The sequence below is a fragment of the Moorena sp. SIO4A5 genome, assembly GCF_010672005.1.
Classification (GTDB): Bacteria; Cyanobacteriota; Cyanobacteriia; order Cyanobacteriales; family Coleofasciculaceae; genus Moorena.
Genome location: NZ_JAAHHZ010000001.1, coordinates 91,974 through 108,090, shown reverse-complemented (window position 1 = coordinate 108,090; position 16,117 = coordinate 91,974). Strand labels below are relative to the sequence as shown.

31 protein-coding genes and 1 pseudogene are annotated in these 16,117 nt (G+C 40.4%); 13 read left to right on the top strand and 19 right to left on the bottom strand.

The window, feature by feature from the left end; all coding sequences use genetic code 11:
• Window positions 1–59: 59 nt before the first annotated feature.
• The 3 genes and pseudogenes from F6K57_RS00585 to F6K57_RS00570 form a co-directional block, all read right to left on the bottom strand.
• Window positions 60–755 (bottom strand): IS4 family transposase, encoded by a 696-nt coding sequence (locus F6K57_RS00585; protein ID WP_293063920.1) that lies wholly within the window; start codon window positions 753–755, stop codon window positions 60–62.
• Window positions 743–1,198, bottom strand: coding sequence for a hypothetical protein (locus F6K57_RS00580; protein ID WP_293063918.1), 456 nt, complete (start codon window positions 1,196–1,198; stop codon window positions 743–745). The genes F6K57_RS00585 and F6K57_RS00580 overlap by 13 nt, the downstream gene beginning before the upstream one ends.
• Window positions 1,199–1,520: 322 nt before the next feature.
• A pseudogene (locus F6K57_RS00570) lies at window positions 1,521–1,802 on the bottom strand (XisI protein); the annotation flags it as partial.
• 27 nt (window positions 1,803–1,829) lie between these two features.
• On the opposite strand from F6K57_RS00570, the gene F6K57_RS00565 reads away from it, so the two are divergent.
• A complete protein-coding gene (locus F6K57_RS00565) occupies window positions 1,830–2,153 on the top strand; it encodes a type II toxin-antitoxin system HigB family toxin (RefSeq protein WP_364300590.1) in 324 nt (107 codons plus the stop codon).
• A complete protein-coding gene (locus tag F6K57_RS00560; RefSeq protein WP_293063915.1) occupies window positions 2,128–2,511 on the top strand; it encodes a transcriptional regulator in 384 nt (127 codons plus the stop codon). The genes F6K57_RS00565 and F6K57_RS00560 overlap by 26 nt, the downstream gene beginning before the upstream one ends.
• 40 nt (window positions 2,512–2,551) lie before the next feature.
• Here F6K57_RS00560 and F6K57_RS00555 read toward each other — a convergent pair whose 3' ends face one another.
• The 4 genes from F6K57_RS00555 to F6K57_RS00540 all read right to left on the bottom strand — a co-directional run bounded on the left by F6K57_RS00555 (window position 2,552) and on the right by F6K57_RS00540 (window position 3,618).
• Entirely contained in the window at window positions 2,552–2,710 is a 159-nt protein-coding gene (locus F6K57_RS00555) for an element excision factor XisI family protein (protein ID WP_293063912.1), read from the bottom strand.
• Window positions 2,661–2,780, bottom strand: a complete 120-nt coding sequence (locus tag F6K57_RS00550) for an element excision factor XisI family protein (protein ID WP_293064140.1) — start codon at window positions 2,778–2,780, stop codon at window positions 2,661–2,663. Before F6K57_RS00550 ends, F6K57_RS00555 begins: the two co-directional genes overlap by 50 nt.
• Before the next feature lie 109 nt (window positions 2,781–2,889).
• Window positions 2,890–3,276 carry a PIN domain nuclease gene (locus F6K57_RS00545; RefSeq protein ID WP_293063909.1) on the bottom strand — a complete coding sequence of 129 codons (387 nt, stop codon included), beginning with the start codon at window positions 3,274–3,276 and terminating at the stop codon, window positions 2,890–2,892.
• A 63-nt stretch (window positions 3,277–3,339) separates the two neighbouring features.
• Complete coding sequence (locus F6K57_RS00540) at window positions 3,340–3,618, bottom strand: hypothetical protein (protein WP_293063906.1); 279 nt, start codon at window positions 3,616–3,618, stop codon at window positions 3,340–3,342.
• A gap of 222 nt (window positions 3,619–3,840) precedes the next feature.
• Here F6K57_RS00540 and F6K57_RS00535 point away from each other — a divergent pair, with 222 nt between their 5' ends.
• From F6K57_RS00535 to F6K57_RS00520, 4 genes are all read left to right on the top strand, one after another.
• Window positions 3,841–3,999: a hypothetical protein gene (locus tag F6K57_RS00535; protein ID WP_293063904.1), complete on the top strand. Its 159-nt coding sequence runs from the start codon at window positions 3,841–3,843 to the stop codon at window positions 3,997–3,999.
• A gap of 170 nt (window positions 4,000–4,169) precedes the next feature.
• Window positions 4,170–4,505 carry a XisI protein gene (locus F6K57_RS00530; RefSeq protein ID WP_293063901.1) on the top strand — a complete coding sequence of 112 codons (336 nt, stop codon included), beginning with the start codon at window positions 4,170–4,172 and terminating at the stop codon, window positions 4,503–4,505.
• Window positions 4,506–4,625: 120 nt separating this feature from the next.
• The gene (locus F6K57_RS00525; protein ID WP_293063898.1) at window positions 4,626–5,732 is read left to right on the top strand and encodes a hypothetical protein; all 1,107 of its coding nucleotides are present in this window, start codon (window positions 4,626–4,628) and stop codon (window positions 5,730–5,732) included.
• A gap of 92 nt (window positions 5,733–5,824) precedes the next feature.
• Complete coding sequence (locus F6K57_RS00520) at window positions 5,825–6,481, top strand: ankyrin repeat domain-containing protein (protein ID WP_293024472.1); 657 nt, start codon at window positions 5,825–5,827, stop codon at window positions 6,479–6,481.
• A gap of 326 nt (window positions 6,482–6,807) precedes the next feature.
• On the opposite strand, the gene F6K57_RS00515 is transcribed toward F6K57_RS00520, so the two are convergent.
• Window positions 6,808–6,948, bottom strand: a complete 141-nt coding sequence (locus F6K57_RS00515) for a hypothetical protein (RefSeq protein ID WP_293039604.1) — start codon at window positions 6,946–6,948, stop codon at window positions 6,808–6,810.
• Window positions 6,949–6,991: 43 nt separating this feature from the next.
• Between F6K57_RS00515 and F6K57_RS00510 the strand changes: the two genes are divergently transcribed.
• The gene (locus tag F6K57_RS00510) at window positions 6,992–7,333 is read left to right on the top strand and encodes a XisI protein (protein WP_293024468.1); all 342 of its coding nucleotides are present in this window, start codon (window positions 6,992–6,994) and stop codon (window positions 7,331–7,333) included.
• 35 nt (window positions 7,334–7,368) lie between these two features.
• Here F6K57_RS00510 and F6K57_RS00505 read toward each other — a convergent pair whose 3' ends face one another.
• From F6K57_RS00505 to F6K57_RS00470, 8 genes are all read right to left on the bottom strand, one after another.
• A complete protein-coding gene (locus F6K57_RS00505) occupies window positions 7,369–7,476 on the bottom strand; it encodes a type II toxin-antitoxin system YoeB family toxin (RefSeq protein ID WP_293024466.1) in 108 nt (35 codons plus the stop codon).
• A 185-nt stretch (window positions 7,477–7,661) separates the two neighbouring features.
• Entirely contained in the window at window positions 7,662–7,967 is a 306-nt protein-coding gene (locus F6K57_RS00500) for a type II toxin-antitoxin system prevent-host-death family antitoxin (protein WP_293024464.1), read from the bottom strand.
• A 624-nt stretch (window positions 7,968–8,591) separates the two neighbouring features.
• Window positions 8,592–8,726 (bottom strand): hypothetical protein, encoded by a 135-nt coding sequence (locus F6K57_RS00495; protein ID WP_293063892.1) that lies wholly within the window; start codon window positions 8,724–8,726, stop codon window positions 8,592–8,594.
• Between the two features lie 13 nt (window positions 8,727–8,739).
• Complete coding sequence (locus F6K57_RS00490; protein ID WP_293024498.1) at window positions 8,740–9,090, bottom strand: DUF5615 family PIN-like protein; 351 nt, start codon at window positions 9,088–9,090, stop codon at window positions 8,740–8,742.
• Between the two features lie 2 nt (window positions 9,091–9,092).
• Window positions 9,093–9,419 carry a DUF433 domain-containing protein gene (locus tag F6K57_RS00485; RefSeq protein ID WP_293024460.1) on the bottom strand — a complete coding sequence of 109 codons (327 nt, stop codon included), beginning with the start codon at window positions 9,417–9,419 and terminating at the stop codon, window positions 9,093–9,095.
• A gap of 135 nt (window positions 9,420–9,554) precedes the next feature.
• Window positions 9,555–10,181 carry a type I restriction endonuclease gene (locus F6K57_RS00480; RefSeq protein ID WP_293063889.1) on the bottom strand — a complete coding sequence of 209 codons (627 nt, stop codon included), beginning with the start codon at window positions 10,179–10,181 and terminating at the stop codon, window positions 9,555–9,557.
• A 25-nt stretch (window positions 10,182–10,206) separates the two neighbouring features.
• Window positions 10,207–10,449: a DUF433 domain-containing protein gene (locus tag F6K57_RS00475; RefSeq protein ID WP_293039601.1), complete on the bottom strand. Its 243-nt coding sequence runs from the start codon at window positions 10,447–10,449 to the stop codon at window positions 10,207–10,209.
• A complete protein-coding gene (locus tag F6K57_RS00470; RefSeq protein ID WP_364300717.1) occupies window positions 10,436–10,564 on the bottom strand; it encodes an element excision factor XisI family protein in 129 nt (42 codons plus the stop codon). The genes F6K57_RS00475 and F6K57_RS00470 overlap by 14 nt, the downstream gene beginning before the upstream one ends.
• Window positions 10,565–10,591: 27 nt before the next feature.
• Here F6K57_RS00470 and F6K57_RS00465 point away from each other — a divergent pair, with 27 nt between their 5' ends.
• The 3 genes from F6K57_RS00465 (at window position 10,592) to F6K57_RS00455 (ending at window position 11,816) form a co-directional block, all read left to right on the top strand.
• Entirely contained in the window at window positions 10,592–10,789 is a 198-nt protein-coding gene (locus F6K57_RS00465) for a hypothetical protein (protein ID WP_293024454.1), read from the top strand.
• A 293-nt stretch (window positions 10,790–11,082) separates the two neighbouring features.
• Entirely contained in the window at window positions 11,083–11,493 is a 411-nt protein-coding gene (locus tag F6K57_RS00460) for a XisH family protein (RefSeq protein WP_293024451.1), read from the top strand.
• Complete coding sequence (locus F6K57_RS00455; RefSeq protein WP_293063885.1) at window positions 11,481–11,816, top strand: XisI protein; 336 nt, start codon at window positions 11,481–11,483, stop codon at window positions 11,814–11,816. The genes F6K57_RS00460 and F6K57_RS00455 overlap by 13 nt, the downstream gene beginning before the upstream one ends.
• Before the next feature lie 22 nt (window positions 11,817–11,838).
• Here F6K57_RS00455 and F6K57_RS00450 read toward each other — a convergent pair whose 3' ends face one another.
• Both F6K57_RS00450 and F6K57_RS00445 read right to left on the bottom strand, forming a co-directional pair.
• Window positions 11,839–12,186, bottom strand: coding sequence for a XisI protein (locus F6K57_RS00450; protein WP_293063882.1), 348 nt, complete (start codon window positions 12,184–12,186; stop codon window positions 11,839–11,841).
• Window positions 12,162–12,590, bottom strand: coding sequence for a XisH family protein (locus F6K57_RS00445; protein WP_293063880.1), 429 nt, complete (start codon window positions 12,588–12,590; stop codon window positions 12,162–12,164). Before F6K57_RS00445 ends, F6K57_RS00450 begins: the two co-directional genes overlap by 25 nt.
• A 172-nt stretch (window positions 12,591–12,762) precedes the next feature.
• On the opposite strand from F6K57_RS00445, the gene F6K57_RS00440 reads away from it, so the two are divergent.
• Both F6K57_RS00440 and F6K57_RS00435 read left to right on the top strand, forming a co-directional pair.
• Window positions 12,763–13,881, top strand: a complete 1,119-nt coding sequence (locus F6K57_RS00440) for a YbjN domain-containing protein (RefSeq protein ID WP_293063878.1) — start codon at window positions 12,763–12,765, stop codon at window positions 13,879–13,881.
• Between the two features lie 151 nt (window positions 13,882–14,032).
• Window positions 14,033–14,203: a hypothetical protein gene (locus tag F6K57_RS00435; protein WP_293024443.1), complete on the top strand. Its 171-nt coding sequence runs from the start codon at window positions 14,033–14,035 to the stop codon at window positions 14,201–14,203.
• Here F6K57_RS00435 and F6K57_RS00430 read toward each other — a convergent pair.
• Window positions 14,200–14,355: a UPF0175 family protein gene (locus F6K57_RS00430; protein WP_293024442.1), complete on the bottom strand. Its 156-nt coding sequence runs from the start codon at window positions 14,353–14,355 to the stop codon at window positions 14,200–14,202. The two genes, F6K57_RS00435 and F6K57_RS00430, sit on opposite strands and share 4 nt — an antisense overlap.
• Window positions 14,356–14,826: 471 nt before the next feature.
• Between F6K57_RS00430 and F6K57_RS00425 the strand changes: the two genes are divergently transcribed.
• The gene (locus F6K57_RS00425; RefSeq protein WP_293063875.1) at window positions 14,827–15,894 is read left to right on the top strand and encodes a hypothetical protein; all 1,068 of its coding nucleotides are present in this window, start codon (window positions 14,827–14,829) and stop codon (window positions 15,892–15,894) included.
• Window positions 15,895–16,117 lie beyond the last annotated feature (223 nt).

Genomic DNA, 16,117 nt, shown 5'->3' with positions numbered 1-16,117 from the left:
AATGATAATTAAATGGTCAGAATAAGATAATTGTTTTTTCTGACGGGGCGACATGAAAGCTACAAGGCAGACAGAACTTGCAATCTAGCCCTGAGACCCTTTAGATAATTAGGCAACTTATGGCGGTTAATTTGCATTAACTCCTGCACACATTCAGAGTAAAGTTGAAATAAATCAACCCACAAATGAGCATGAATACCAACATAAAAACTACTATGTCTACGGATATAACGTTGAGGTTCTCGCTGACGAACTAAGTATTTTTGTAAGCCCATATTGGAAAGCATACGTCCTTCTAAGCATGCGCTAGTATAGGCAATAGAAATTAGTACAATTAAAGTAGATAAGCGCTTGCTTGTCAGTTTAGTCTCTTCAAGATTGTAGCCACCAGTCTTGAAATCTCGAAACATTTCCTCAATGCCAAAACGTTTCTTATAAGCTCTAATAGCTAGTTCTAAGTTAGGCAGATTAGTTAACAGATACCAAGGTTCTTTAGCACTAAATTCTCGGTAATTTTTGCGCCACTTACCCGCCAGATTAAACGGACCAAAGCCCTTTTGATTAGTAAGATTTACGCCCTGAAAAAAAAGTTTCATTCCCGGAGATAATCCTAAGTTTTTCAAGGCAGTTGAGAGTTGGTGTTGACTGCTAACATTTGTGGATTGTTTCTGTCTCAAACAAAAGTCTACACCCTTGGCGGTGAGATACTTTCCTAGTTTGGGTGAGCAAAATTCTCTGTCTCCTAATACGACCACTTGATGCTCAGTAAATAAGGGGAATACTTGGTTGAGGACTTTTTGTTCTCAAGATTACTATTCCCTTTTTTGTCTAATAGTATCCAAGCTATTGGCAAGGCACGTTTTTGCAAAATTAGACTCACCATCAAGATGTTTACCAATCCCCAACTCGTTCTATCTATGGCTAAATATAACGTCTTTTCTTCACAAAAAACTTGTTTTAATAATAGCTCTACACAGGGGAGCCAGCACTTTTCGATAGTTAGTTGTTCTAAGTCTAAGAATCTTTGTAGTTTTTTTATTCTACTCTCAAATAAAATCGGGATTGGTAGTGCTTGTGCTAGCACTTCTAATTTGACATTTTTGACTTTTTGCAGTATCCCTATTACCAGCATTAAGACTAAGTAGTGGGCTCTCGATAGTTGCTTTTCTAGGTGTGAGGTGTACAATTTAGCTATCATTTTTGTTTGATGGGGTCGCGGTGAGAATCTCTCTCATCTTTTCTGACCCCATTTTCTCAGATTTCAGTCCCACTGTGCTTTTCAACTTCCATGTCACCCCTTCAGTTGTTTTTTAGTTGGTTTCCCGGACTTACCCGGACAACAATGGCGGACTCATGGAGAAACTTATGAAGAAGCAGTTAAGAATGGAACTGAAGCTTTAGAATCTTTGGTAATAGCCTATCAAGAAACAGGTGAAACTCTTCCGGAACCAACTATTAATAAGGCAGCATAGTTTAATTTCCTGGGGAAAAACTATCAAGAAATACTCTCATCTAAGCCCCTAAGCAATTGCAAATTCGGTATATTGTCTAACATGAGGTGGATGAAATGCCAAAACAATCTCCTCTCGTAGTATTCCTTTCTGTAACAAATCTGTCGCCACCCCATCCTCTGTCCAATCTTCCTCAATCCAAATCTTGTCATCCTTCAAACGGATATGAATCATCACACTCTTAATCCGTTCATCTTTGTGCCAACCCATCAGCAGCAAAAGGTAATGATTGTGTACTTTATCAAAAGCTAAAACACTTTCCGTTGTGGAACCAGACTTTTCATTGATCTGATGATACTCTGTGTTAAATAATGAAGTTTGATTGTTAAAACCATGCGGGTGATTAGTCGGAGGAGTTTACGAGAATTTTGGGAAAAGCACTCAACAGCGAGAAATAGCTTATTATTATGGTATGAAAGAATCACTCAACCTTCCATTGAGAATTTTGCCCAATTGCGTCAATTATTTCCTTCTGCTGATTTAGTTGGCAACTTTACCGTTTTTAATATCAGTGGTAACAATTATCGCTTAATTACTTACATTGACTACCAAGCACAAATTATTTTTATTCGTGCTGTTTTAACCCACGCAGATTACGATAAGGAGAATTGGAAAAATGACGACTGGTTTAACAAGTCCTAGCCATTATTACCTCAATTTGCTCACAGAATTTGCACCTCGTCCTATCACCAATGATCTTGAATTAACGGCAACTCAACAAAGAATTAACTCAATACTAGACAAAAACAATCTTAATCAAGATGATCGAGATTATCTAAGAGTATTAGGAATGCTAGTCTATGATTATGAAGAAAAAAACGAGCAATTCCCTCAGTTAAATGATCAAGAACTATTACAAACCTTAATGGAAGACTACAATTTGAAGATATCGGATTTTTTAGTAATTTTCCAGCAAGAACAAACAATACTAGACATATTAAACGGAAAACGTCAACTAAATTCTCAAGAAGCTATTAAATTGCGATCGCTGATCTTGTAACTAGCAGCCCATTGCTCGATCAAACCCACCAAAACCAATTCTATGCCACTGCATACCCAGTATGTTCACGAATCTCACGGGGATGGAAAGCCAGAACAATCCTATCCTTCGGTACTCCTGAAGCAACCAATTCCTCCGTGATACTATCTTCAATACCGTCGTACTTCAATACCGTCGTAGTGAATCCAAATTTTACCATCGCGGATTTGAGCATGAACAATCGTACCATATACACGGCGATGATTTTCCCAGCCTTCATGGAGCAGCATAAAATAATTGCGTTCGCACAAGCGCGGAAGCTTCGCTTCATCGCGCCCCACGTGACCTACGGTCAATCGCCACTGATACTCACATAGGTTGTTACATCACCGAATATATCTAAGCTTGTGAAGCAACACTTTGGGGATTAACACTTATAATCTCATAAAAACGTTTGAAGTCATCAATGTTAAATGTAAGTAAATGTGTAATTTTATGAGTTACCATCGCAGCGACTAAACGAGCATCATGTACTTGTTTTCCCTTAACCTGATGTTTAATAACAATACTTTCCCACTCAGCCAAAATCCCAGGAGGATCAGGATATAGTACAAATAGTATCTTGATTTTATCTGTTGCTTGTGAAGCTTCATCAATAGATAAACCTAAACCATTATTGCTAATTGGTCGTGTAGCAACAGCCCAAAACTCGATAAGATTCTGTGGAATAATACATACATAAGGAAACACCTTGTCTTCTAAGTATAAAAATCGCTTTTCGAGCATCGGGATGCATCGGGCTAGTCTTCTGCACCAAACGCAGCAAAACATTTGTATCCACCAAATAGCTCATAACATTTCTTCTTCTCTTGTGTAGATACTTTCTCGGTCAACTGCTGTATCCGCAAGTGGCGGTGCTACAGTAAAAGCTGGACTATTGATTAAATCCATCAATTCCGAGTTCCATTCTTGATCGGTTGCTGTTTGATATAAAGATATTGGTTTTTGGTTAATCAAACTATCTTCAATTACAGATTCAAGATAGGTGTCTAATGATAAACCTTTGGCAGCAGCTTGAGCAATTAAACGAGCCTCTACTTCTGGTTTAAATTGAAGCGTTATAGTCATTTTTTTATAAATAATGAAATTATTTTCCAGGCATTACCATTATAACTGAAGTTACCCATACACGTGTACTATCAATACCTCAAAGCTTACCTTTGTAAAAAACCTACCCTTGTAAGGACTGTGGTACCCGGGCGCGGGAAGTGTAGGAAGTGTGGGAATTTTTGCCCGAATTTGTGCCTAATTCCAAAATTCAGTGCACCCTCTTGCCGTGGAACGGGCATCTTGGCCGTTTCATTTCCGGGCAGGCAGGATGCCCATCCCACTCCTATTCATTTCCTAATTCAGCAACGCCACTTAAAGAGCGATCGGCGTTCGCGCAGCGTGACCTACGGTCAATCGCACTTTCGATCCCCTTGGACTATACGCGATCGCGTAGCGTGACCTACGGTCAATCGCTTTTAGCGGCTCCTAGGTCGCATCGCGTAGCGTGACCTACGGTCAATCGCTAACCTAACCCAGAATAACTCAAAACTCTAAAGTAAGTCCATTATTGTATAATAGTTTTGTATCAAGATTTGCAGAGATTGCTTATCTTAAGAGGTGATGTTAGAATGGAAAAAATAATTCAGTATCGCCAATACATTAAACAACTTCTGAGTGATTATGCCAGTAAAAGTCCATCTGATCAAGATGTTGAAGCTGCCTTAATTTTTGACTCAGACCACGACCATTACCAAGTTGTCTATACTGGCTGGAAGAATCGTCAACCCATGTATGGTTGTGTTCTACATTTCAGCATCAAAAATGCCAAAATTTGGATACATCATGATGGAACTGAAATTGGTTTTGCCAACGAACTCGTCAAATTGGGAGTACCAAAGACTGATATTGTACTAGCATTTCAAGAACCTGCTGTACGTCAATATACTGAGTTTGCCGTTAATTAGAGTAAAATGGTGTCGCTACAAAGAGGGTAAGCATATGCGCTACTTGAGATGCTACTTGAGGTGCTAATGGGCTACTTGAGATGCTACTTGAGGTGCTAATGGGCTACTTGAGATGCTGGGATGGAGAAAAGCGTGGAAATATTCCAGGTATTACGCGATCGCGGACCGATGGGACTGTGGGAACAGGTTAAGGAACAGTTCAACGACCTGAAACAAACAGTCATCGAAGAAATCAAGAGCATGGTAGTTACCCAGGTGATCACCGCCGGGGTGAAGTGGGTTCTGAGCTTGTTAAATCCAGCATCAGCTTTTGTCAAAGCCGCCATGGCAATCTATGACATCATCATGTTCTTTATCAATCGCGGTAGTCAGGTGCTGGAATTGGTAAATGCAGTTGTGGATGCCGTGAGTGCGATCGCATCTGGTGCAGTTGGTGGTGCAGCGAAGTTGGTAGAGAATGCTTTAGCGAAAGCTGTACCTGTGGTAATAGGGTTCTTGGCTTCCTTGTTGGGTATTGGTGGTTTGGCGAAGAAGGTTGAGAATATTATTGGTAAGATTCGCGAGCGGATTGATCAGGCGATTGATAAGGTGTTGTTGAAGGCGAGGGGGTTGTTTAATGGGAAGAAGGGTAAGGGGAGTAAGAATGAGCAAAGTAAAGAAAAAGTAGTTGAAGCCGGACTTAGAGACTTACATGTTGAAGAGAATAAATATTTAAAGAACAATAAAATAACTAAAGCTAATGCAATGAAAGCTGCCAAGATTACAAAGAATAAACATCCTATATTCAGCTCTATCACAGTTATTGATGGGGGAAAAGATTGGGATTATGATTATACAATTCGAAGAAGTAAAAGAGAAGATGGCAAAAAAAAAGCGGAAAGAGATAGAAAACATTCAAATCAGACTTGTGAAGATGAAGTCCTTGAGAGACTCCAAGAGGAAAAAGATGCAATTTGTGGTTCTATACCACTGCCTAAGTGTAAGCCAGCTTTGGATAAGCTAAAAGCAGGGAAAAAACTCAAAGGAAGATCAGTCAAAGGAATGACGAAAAACCATGTTATTAACAGAATTATAATTATACAAGAATGTATTGATAAAAGACAACAAATACAAGATGAATGCTTTGGTGGAAAACCGGATCAAAGACATGAAGATGCTATCAATCAAATGAAGAATGCACTGGAAAACTGCCAAGAGCTATTAGACAATTATGGAGATTATATATAGAGAATATTTTTAGCTCAAGCCTTGAACGTTACTATTAATCTCAAGTATTGAGTTTACAGTAGTTTATCATAATGTTATTTTGGTTAATTAAAATGAACAATCAAGATATTTTTGATATAATTCGAGACCATGATGATAGTAATCTTGCGAAAATGATTGAACAAGGCCTCGACGTTAATTTTTACATGCCTAATCCCCCTTTCTGGACTCCCTTACAAGAAGCGATAGATGAAGTGGATTATGGAGGAAAAATAGAAATTGTAAAACTTTTGATAAAAGCCGGAGCTGATGTCAATGCTTGGAATCTAGACCGGGATTCTCATCCATTACTCATGGCTATGTGGGGCGGCCACAAAGATATAGTAAGCTTACTATTGAAAGCGGGAGCTAATCCTAATGTCAAGGATAATGAAGGCAATTCTCCTCTGAGATGGAGTGTAGAGGAAGAAAATATAGAAATGGTTCAACTGCTCCTTAATCACGGAGCAAAAGACACAATCAATGAAGCTGGCGGATTTAGTGGAATGAATGCATTAGGGATCGCGGTAAGTAAGCTGAATATTCCGATAATTAAAACGCTTCTCGATCGAGATGCCGATCCCGAAGTAATTGATAACGATTACCGAAAACCAATAGAAAGGCTGCCGAAGAATGCAGACACTGAGATAAAAGAGAAAATCACAAGATTATTGGTGCGTTACGGCGCAAAAGAGCCAAATGTCTCTTACCTCAAGCAAACAATCCCATGACACACTCTAGACATACCTCATAGTATGGTGGTAGGCGTTCAGCTTAGTGCGATCGCGAAGCGTAGCCCTTTGGGCTAATCGCTGATCTTGCTTTGGTGCGCCCTTCGACAGCGTAACGCACCAAAGCAATCGAATCGATAACGGTACTAACGCCCGCAAAATAGCAAAATGTTCCTTATATTGACCAAACAAGTGCCTGAAGCACCCTACTCATCACTATGGTTTCCCTTTGCTAGCGTAAGCATCCCGCTCACTATTGAAGGATAAATGAAAATTACTCATATATAGCGCTACGCGCCAGGCAAGAGGCAAGAGGCAAAAGTTGACTACAACAGCTTTTGAGCATGTATCAATGTCCTAAATTTAATGGGTAGTGCTATACCAAAGGGAACAGGGAACAGGGAACAGGGAACAGGGAACAGGGAGTAGGGAGTAGGGAAAAGGGAACAAAAATTCTCACAATTCATTTAGGATTGGTATATATAATCCTGTTGAAGAGGTAATCATCCAATGGAAAAACTAGAAAAGTACCGATTATTCATCCGCCAGCTATTAACTAATCATGCCACCTTAGAAGCGAATAATCCAAATTCAGAGATTGAGTGTCAACTTATTTTTGACACAGAACATGACCATTATCAACTTCTAGATATCGGCTGGGATGGACTCAAACGAGTTTACAACTGTTTCATCCATTTAGATATCAAAGATGGTAAAGTTTGGATTCAGCGAAATATGACAGAAGCTGATTTGGCGCAATATTTGGTGGACATGGGTATACCAAAAGAGGACATTCTTCTCGGTTTACATCCCAGTTATAAACGTCCTTACACAGGCTACGGAGTGGCTTAGTAGTGGATTAATTGACAATAAAATATAACAAAACATCACTCATAATGATACCGACAAGCCAGAAAATCAATCTGACTACTTCCCACCCGATAAACCAGCCGATGTTCCAAATCAATGCGGCGTGACCAAATATCTGCATCCATATACTTTAATGGTTCTGGTTTACCAATGCCCTCAAATGGATTGATTGTCCATTACAGCAGTAACCAAATCCAAAATTTTCGACGCCACTTTAAAATCATGCTTGAACCACCAAGCCAAATCTTCCTTAAACCTAGAACTAAAACCAGGACTGCGATTAACCACAACTGGCTTTACTTGATCCAATTCAGCCTTTTTCTTCTTCTTCTTGCTCAATTCCCAACTCAGAGTAAAGTTCTTCAATGGTTTGAGGTTTTATTTTTCCAGTCTTAGACTCCTCAATTGCATCCAGCAGGCGAATTGCATTGCTAGGGGTTCTTAACAGATAAACCGTCTCTACTAAACTCCTCAAATCCGATTCTGTAATCAAAGCAACATTCTCCCCATCACGACGATTGATGATATATACCTGATTATTTTGTGCAACTATATCCAACAACTTAAATAAGTTATTTTTAGCATCATTTTGAGATGTAATCTCGTAATCAAACATCAGTTTATGTACAGATTTACGTACATATATTATATCACTTATTCCAAATCAAGCAACGTAAGCATTCAGCCATCAGCCGTCAGCCGTCAGCCGTCAGCTTATTGTATTCAAAAGCTGATAGCTGATACGCGACACGCTGATAGCTGATACGCGACACGCTGATAGCTGATACGCGACACGCTGATAGCTGAAGACTTACCTAGCAACAGATGCTTTCCTTGAAACCAAAACCTGATCTGACTTTATGAATTGTAAATTGTTATGAGTAATCATACTGAAAATTTACCTTTAGACAAAGAGTTAACCTTAAGCGACTCCTGCAATCCCTTAACCATTTCCACAACTTCAGGTGCGACCCGTGGCGAATTTAATTCTTAATGGTAAGAGCGCACCTACCTATCCCTCAGCAAACAAAGTGCAACGCTAAGCAATTGCAAATTCAGTGCGATCGCCCCTAGGTTGGGTTGAGCGAATAAATATTTTTGAGAAAACCTATCGATTTGATAGCAGAGCGGAACCCAACATCATCTCTTATTTTACCTGAATTTGTTGGGTTTCGTTGCCTCAACCCAACCTACAATACTACAATACATTCCCAAAATGAAGAAACAACAAGGCAATGTTTCAACAAACCCTACTTACCAGTGCGATCGCATAATCTTGTAGGTTGGGTAAAGCTTTCGCGAAACCCAACAGGGAGAATTGGTGTTGGGTTTCACTTTTGGTGGCTTTCGATAAATTTTTCAGGTGTTTGATCAACGCTTTGCCACAATTATTGTGATAAATTAGGAGGTTGTACTCGATAAACTCGAATAAGTTTACCTGCGAGAGTTTCTAATCCATTTATCGCCTGATCAATATTCATTACCATTCTCTGGCGATCGCCATCATCTACGCAAGCAATAATTCCGCAATGTTCCTGATTTAAACGATGTAAACGAAAGAAATCACGGCGATTTAAAGTTAATACTGCGCGATTTTGGTTCACAGCAAAAGCTAATACTGCTTCATCGGATAAACCCTGATTACCAGCTTCTTGGACTGTTAAAACATCATGTTCTAAAGAACGAAGTAATTCTACTACTTGTCTAGGAAACTGCTCATCAGCATATAAACGAACCATCATTAATCTGCCTCATTTTCTTGGATTGCAGTGGCAACTTCCTCAGGATTAACTTGGGCATAGATCCAAGCATTCGCTAAATCAATTGCTGTTAATGTAGGATAGTCATAGAGTAGTTGAGACTCGCTAATGCCTAGATTACGGGCATTTACCAATACCCAAACAGGAATACGAGTTCCAGCAATACAAGCATCACCACCACAAACGTTTCTGGTTTTGGTTATTCCACGCCAGTTTTGGTTCAAACTATGGGCTAAAAGGTGAATTGCTTCTGTTTTCTCTGTGGGAGATAGAGCAAGTAATTGGGTTTCTAGTTGTTTGATAGTCATAGATATTACTTAGGGTTTGCTGAAAAAGTCTTTTGGTATGGGTAGGAGTCAGGAGTTAGGAGAAATGGGAATTATACAGGAGGTAGTCGGAATAATTGTCCCTTGATTTTTCATCCGCTTCGCTAACAGCAATCTCTAGTTGTCGGAAAATTTGTTGGTTTTTAACTTCTTGAGAATAGTCGCAACCTCGTAGAGCTTATTTTGCCGAGACAATAATGAAAACGCATCAGAAAAATCGTATACTTTATCCTTCAACTTGCAGAAGATAAAATCGCTGCCATTCGTTACCATGCCAAAGCTTGGTTGTCGTGGTGCAGCACTCATATAGGCTAAACACTGTGGTAAAGCAATATCCGCCGCAAACTTAGATCGTTTAGCTTCTACAGTCAGTATCCAAACAAGATCGCGAATCACCAATACATCTATCCGACCTCGATAAACTTCATTGTGTTCTTCCACCTCCAGACTGATAGGAACCTCAGATTGTACGAAAAACGGAGGCTCATGAAATTCTAACCGTTCCAGCAGTGGTGCAACAATAGATAAAAGCACCGTTCCTTCAGTTAAGAGACCAGCATTGTAGTAATTATGATATCGCTGCCGGAGACGGTCCAGAAAAGATTTATCATCATCTAATATCTCAATAGAGGATACCTGCCATTCTGAAAAAAACGATTCATCAGTGGCGCGACATAACCCCAAGCGCTCATGTAATGCTTGAAAGCTTGAAATCGTTTTCTCGATTGCCAGTAGTCTACTCATACAGAGCGATTGCTATGGAATTTATTCATTGTAGCTTTTTATGATGAGGCATTCCTATGGGAATTTCTTCCGGAGGAACTCCCATACGCCAGGTTTCAACAACTGCCCTCACAGGAGTTCGAGTCCCCTTAATGATCGGTTCATTATTGAGAATCTGGTCATCTCGAACAAAGTACAGGTAATCAGTAACCTGAACCATAAACACAAAAGAAACCGTACTATTTTCCTTAAGCCTAGCCCTTCCAAAGCAAACACTATCCAACCCCATACCCAGTATGTTCACGAATCTCGGGGGGATGAAAAGCAAGAACAATCCTATCGTTCGGTACTCCTGAAGTAACTAATTCATCCGTGATACCATCTTCAATACCGTCGTAGTGAATCCAGATTTTACCATCGCGGATTTGAGCATGAACAATCGTACCATAGTAAGCATTCAGCGGTCAGCGGTCAGCGGTCAGCCGTCTGCTTTGTGGCACAGGCTTTGGCCTTGGCCAAAAGGCCACGCGGGGCGCGTTTGGCCACGCTGTGCGAACGACGCTGGGACTTTTGTGACTATTAAACAAATGGTTACCTGTTTTATTCAAAAGCTGAGAGCTAATAGCTGATAGCTCTGAGCTAATCACTGAGAGCTGAGAGCTGAGAGCTGATAGCTGATAGCTTACGTACCATATACACGGCGATGATTTTCCCAGTCTTCATGGAGCAGCAGAAAATAATTGCGATCGCTCTTAGCGGAAGCTGAGGCCTTTGGCCACGCTTCGCGAACGCTTCATCGCGTAGCGTGACCTACGGTCAATCGCTAACCTGACCCAGAATAACTCAAAACTCTAAAGGAAGTCCATTATTGTATAATGGTTTTGTATCAAGATTTGCATAGATTTCCCGTCATAGCCAGCGAATGAGAGACGTATTTCATAATGCTGTAAGGCACGGACTAGAAAAAGAGGGCTGGACAATTACCGATGATCCTCTCAGGATTCGGTCTGGCCGAGTTGATATGCAAATAGATTTGGGAGCTGAGAGGTTACTTGCAGCAACAAAAGGAAATGAAAAAATTGCTGTTGAGATCAAAAGCTTCACCAATCCCTCTAATATTTCTGAGTTCCACACTGCTCTGGGGCAATTTTTAAATTACCAAGTTGCTTTAGAACAAGAGAAACCTGAGTTCAAACTGTTTTTGGCAATACCTGTTGGGGCATTAAGGACTTTCTTTAGTCTACCATTTGTGCAAACAGTAGTTAAGCGTTTTCAGCTCAGTCTCTTGGTTTATGATCCATCTGAAGAGGTGATTTTAGAATGGAAAAAATAATCCAGTATCGCCAATACATTAAACAACTTCTGAGTGATTATGCCAGTAAAAGTCCATCTGATGAAGATGTTGAAGCTGCCTTAATTTTTGACTCAGACCACGACCATTACCAAGTTGTCTATACCGGTTGGAAGAATCGCCAACCAATGTATGGTTGTGTTCTACATATGAGTATCAAGAATAGTAAAATTTGGATACATCATGATGGAACTGAAATTGGTTTTGCCAACGAACTTGTCAAATTGGGAGTACCAAAGACTGATATTGTACTAGCATTTCAAGAACCTGCTGTACGTCAATATACTGACTTTGCAGTGAATTAGATTCAGATAACGATGCTAAACCCTATGCAACCCCATACCCAGTATGTTCACGAATCTCGGGGGGATGAAAAGCAAGAACAATCCTATCCTTCGGTACTCCTGAAGCAACCAATTCATCCGTGATACCATCTTCAATACCGTCGTAGTGAATCCAAATTTTACCATCGCGGATTTCAGCATGAACAATGGTACCATATACACGGCGATGATTTTCCCAGCCTTCATCGAGCAGCATAAAATGATTGCGATCGCCACTGATAATTACAGAGGTTGTCACATCACCATAGCGGTAAGGAAGATTGGCGTAATACTTTAAAATATTTTCTAGGGTTTCACCCCATTGCTCTAAACGTTGATTGGTGGTTTCCATTCGATAATTTCCTCAATATTTACATCGAAAACAAGTAGGCGAAAACCAGGTTCTTCCAACAGAATTTGTCCAGCTTCCTCCTCAAACAATGTTTCAAAAATCTTGCGAGCAACTGCCAGATATATTTGGCGATTAGGATCTCGTTTCTTGAGTATCCTACTATATAAAAAGAATTGTCCCCATGCTTTTTCAAGATCATTAATAGGAGAAGGGCTGATAAAAGTTTTTACTTCAACCGCTATTTTTGTAGCACCTCGTTCAGCAGCAATCAGTTTTTCAGCACCTAAGTCAACTAAGGCATTACGGGTACCGATTTTGATAATCAGTGGATCATCAGTAATAGTCCAACCATCTTTGATCAGGGCGGTTTTGACAGTATCATGATAAAGGTCTTTAGCAGGCATCGACGAGTTGTTCCATAGTTTGAGGTTTAATTTTTCCAGTCCGCTGATAGCTGAACGCGCACGCGTGCGCGTAGCGCTTAAGCTTACAGCTATACTAGCAAAGCCCTAAACCTGGAACTAAAACCAGGACTGCCATTAACAACAACTGGATTTACTTTAATTTATCAAAAAAATGAATGATTATACTGAAAACTTCCCTTTAGACAAAGAGTTAACCTTAAGCGACTCCTCCAATCCCTTAACCATTCCCACAACTTCCCTATCTCTCACCACACAAAACGAGCAAATCATCGAATGTCGCCTTAACTTCCACGTAACCCCCGAACTTTACCACCGCATCGACACCGAAAAACTATTCAACCTCAAACCAGAAGTACGGGCACCCATGAGTGGTGGTAACTTTCTCCCCAGTGGTGACATCCAAATTGAAACCACTCTCCAACCGGATTTACTGCCACAGCTATTAGAAAACGCTTCCACCGCAGAAGAAGCTGCTAACTACCTGCTTGACCTTTGTCAACAACCCGAAAACCCCTTAACAAACAAACTACTCAACACCGAAAGCTGGCTATGCTTATCCGTAAAACAGCAACAACCCAACGGTGAAGTCGGTTATAACACCTTCTGGAACTACCTTAATCCTTCCACCATTAACCACCCAGAAGCTACCAGCGAAGAACTTTCCGCAGGAATTGTTAACTTTTTCCAAGAATGGACCCAAGCCAATTTAGCTGAAGCTACCCAAAACGCTACCTCTGAATTTCTTGAGGGAATTACCAGCATTTTAAACGAATTAGTTGATGAAAAATTCTCCGACACAGAAGAAGATACCACCACAAACCAATCAATCTTTACCGCAATAGTTAACTTTTTTGAATCAGACGAATGGCAATTTGTCAATATACCAGAAACATCAGCCTTGCGTCTTTTATTCCGAGGGGAAAATGGACAATGGACTTGCTACGCCAAAGTCATAGAAGAACAAAGACAATTTGTATTTTATTCAGTTTGCCCCGTTAAGGCTCCAGAAAACAAGCGCCTACCCATTACAGAATTTATCACTCGCGCCAACTATGGCATGATTATGGGTAACTTTGAATTCGATTTAGACGATGGAGAAATCCGCTACAAAACCAGCATTGATGTACAAGAGGACAATCTTAGTTTTGCTTTAATTAAACCAATAGTTTATGCTAACGTGATGACAATGGATGAATATTTACCGGGAATTATGGCAGTTCTTGAATCAGAGGTGGAAGTGAAAGAAGCGATTTCATGGATTGAGGGTTAAGACATATAGCAATTCTACGACTTGTGAGGTACAAATTTATGGGTTTTAGGGAGCAGGGAGCAGGGAGCAGGGAGCAGGGAAATTTTTAAAGCTGCTCCAGCAGCTAATTCATTCGCCACAGCTTGAGGGACAATAACGGAGCCATAAAGTTGTGGGAGTAAATCTAGTAAATTTGTTTGATAGAGATATTAGATTGGTTAGGTATAGTAATCCTAAATCAATTGAGAGAATGTTTGTTACCTGTTCCCTACTCCCTGCTCCCTGCTCCCTGCTCCCTGTTCCCTGTTCCCTGTTCCCTTTGCTATATCAGCAATCACATTAGGCATTCGCTAAATCCTCTGTTAATTCTGCTTCTGTTAATCTGAAAGTGTTGATACCATAGTCACTCAACTTAGATAAAAAAACTACTCGCTCAATACCAGCTAGTTGAGCAGCAGCACCAGAGTAAAGTTTACCTAATTTATAAAGTTTCATCGCAGCACTTAAACATAATTCTTCTCCTAGTGTGGTGTTAGGTTTAAAGCCTGTGCGGTTTCTTCTGGAACAGATAGGGTAAGTTGATACATAATCAAAGGGAAAGCTACTTTGCTATAAATATAGCAATTATCATAGCTATAAGGTACACAATTTCGGGATTTTAGGGAACAGGGAACAGGGAACAGGGAACAGGGAACAGGGAAGAGATAAGAGATAAGAGAGAAGAGGGAAGAGGGAATAGGGAATAGGGAATAGGGATGCGCTGCATCAAGACTGTACCTTATAACTGCCAGAAACGCTATATAGCATTTATCAAATACGTGAGGTACAGTACGTACCGGAAGCGCTACCCCTTTGGTCTAATCGCCGATAGAAACAATTTCCTCAACATGGACAAAGCCAGGCTTTAAAGATAATTGAAAATCTAAAGTACTATTAACGTTAACAAGGATAACTTCGAGGTGCGCAATGGATCTACACAAATCTAAAACTATACTCTTGAGTAGCATACTCTTAGCATACTTGAGTCTCAATGCTTGTAACGAACAAGGGACACCGCCACCGGATACATCCACTTCCTCTCCATCTCCTATAACAGAAGTAGAAACATCCCCAACTCCTACCCAAACTCAAAATACCCCTAAGCAAAGAAAAGTTAAGGTTTTTTTACCCAAGCAACCTCAAAGTAATGAGGATTTTAGGTATGTGGAACCTGTAGTCAGAAGCACCAATAGTCGTGCAGTGGCTACTTTTGCCATTGAACAGTTGATTATTGGTCCGACCACAGCAGAAACTAAAATTGGTTTCACCGAAGCACTAAAACTTAAAGGTAGCTCCAACTGTGGTAAAGATTTTACTCTCTCTATTGCAGCAGAAACCGCCACCCTCAAGTTTTGCCGTGCCATTCCTTCCCCTGGAGTAGGCTATGATGCTAGAGCTACCAGTGCTATTCAATCTACCCTCAAACAGTTCTCAACTATCAAATCGGTAGTTATCCTCAACAAAGACGGCAATTGTTTTGGGGACTTAAGTGGTGAAAACCTCTGTTTGAAGACTGGGAGCAAGAGAGAAAGACTTTCTACTAAATCTAAAATAGCAATTAATGGCATTGGCCCCATCACCGTGGGCATGACGGTGAAAGAAGCATCCCAGGCTGGGCAAGTTAAATTAGTGCAACAAACTAGTGGTGGAGAAGACTATGGTTGCTTAATCTACAAGCCAGAAGGAATAGAAAATCTCTGGTTTATGGTGACAGAAGGAAAAATTACCAGGGTAGACACACGTTCTCCACAGATTAGCACAATTAGCGGGATAAAAGTGGGGGATAAGTTAGATAAAATTATGTCTTTGTATCGTAACAAAATAGAACTTGAACCCCATCAATATGTACCGGGTGGTAAATATGCAACCTTCGTACCAACAGATACTTCAGATAAAAATTATCGAGTGATTTTTGAAACCAATCCAGAGGGTAAGGTAACTAGTTTACGCGCTGGGAAACTACCGGAAGTGGCATATGTAGAAGGATGTGTTTAACTCAAGTTGGAAAGAAGTACTGCGCTCTAATGAAGGTGAGCTTCCCTTGGGAGAGCCAACCCAGAATCTAGAAAATCGGCTCTTCGGTACCGGTTATATCATGTCCGGTTGAATACTTACACAGATAGATTCTGATCAAACCAAAAAATCCTCGGATCTCTTTCCTTCTGTTCCCTGTTCCCAGATCCGCTGTTCGCTGTTACCTTCTCCTTATTTTCGATTC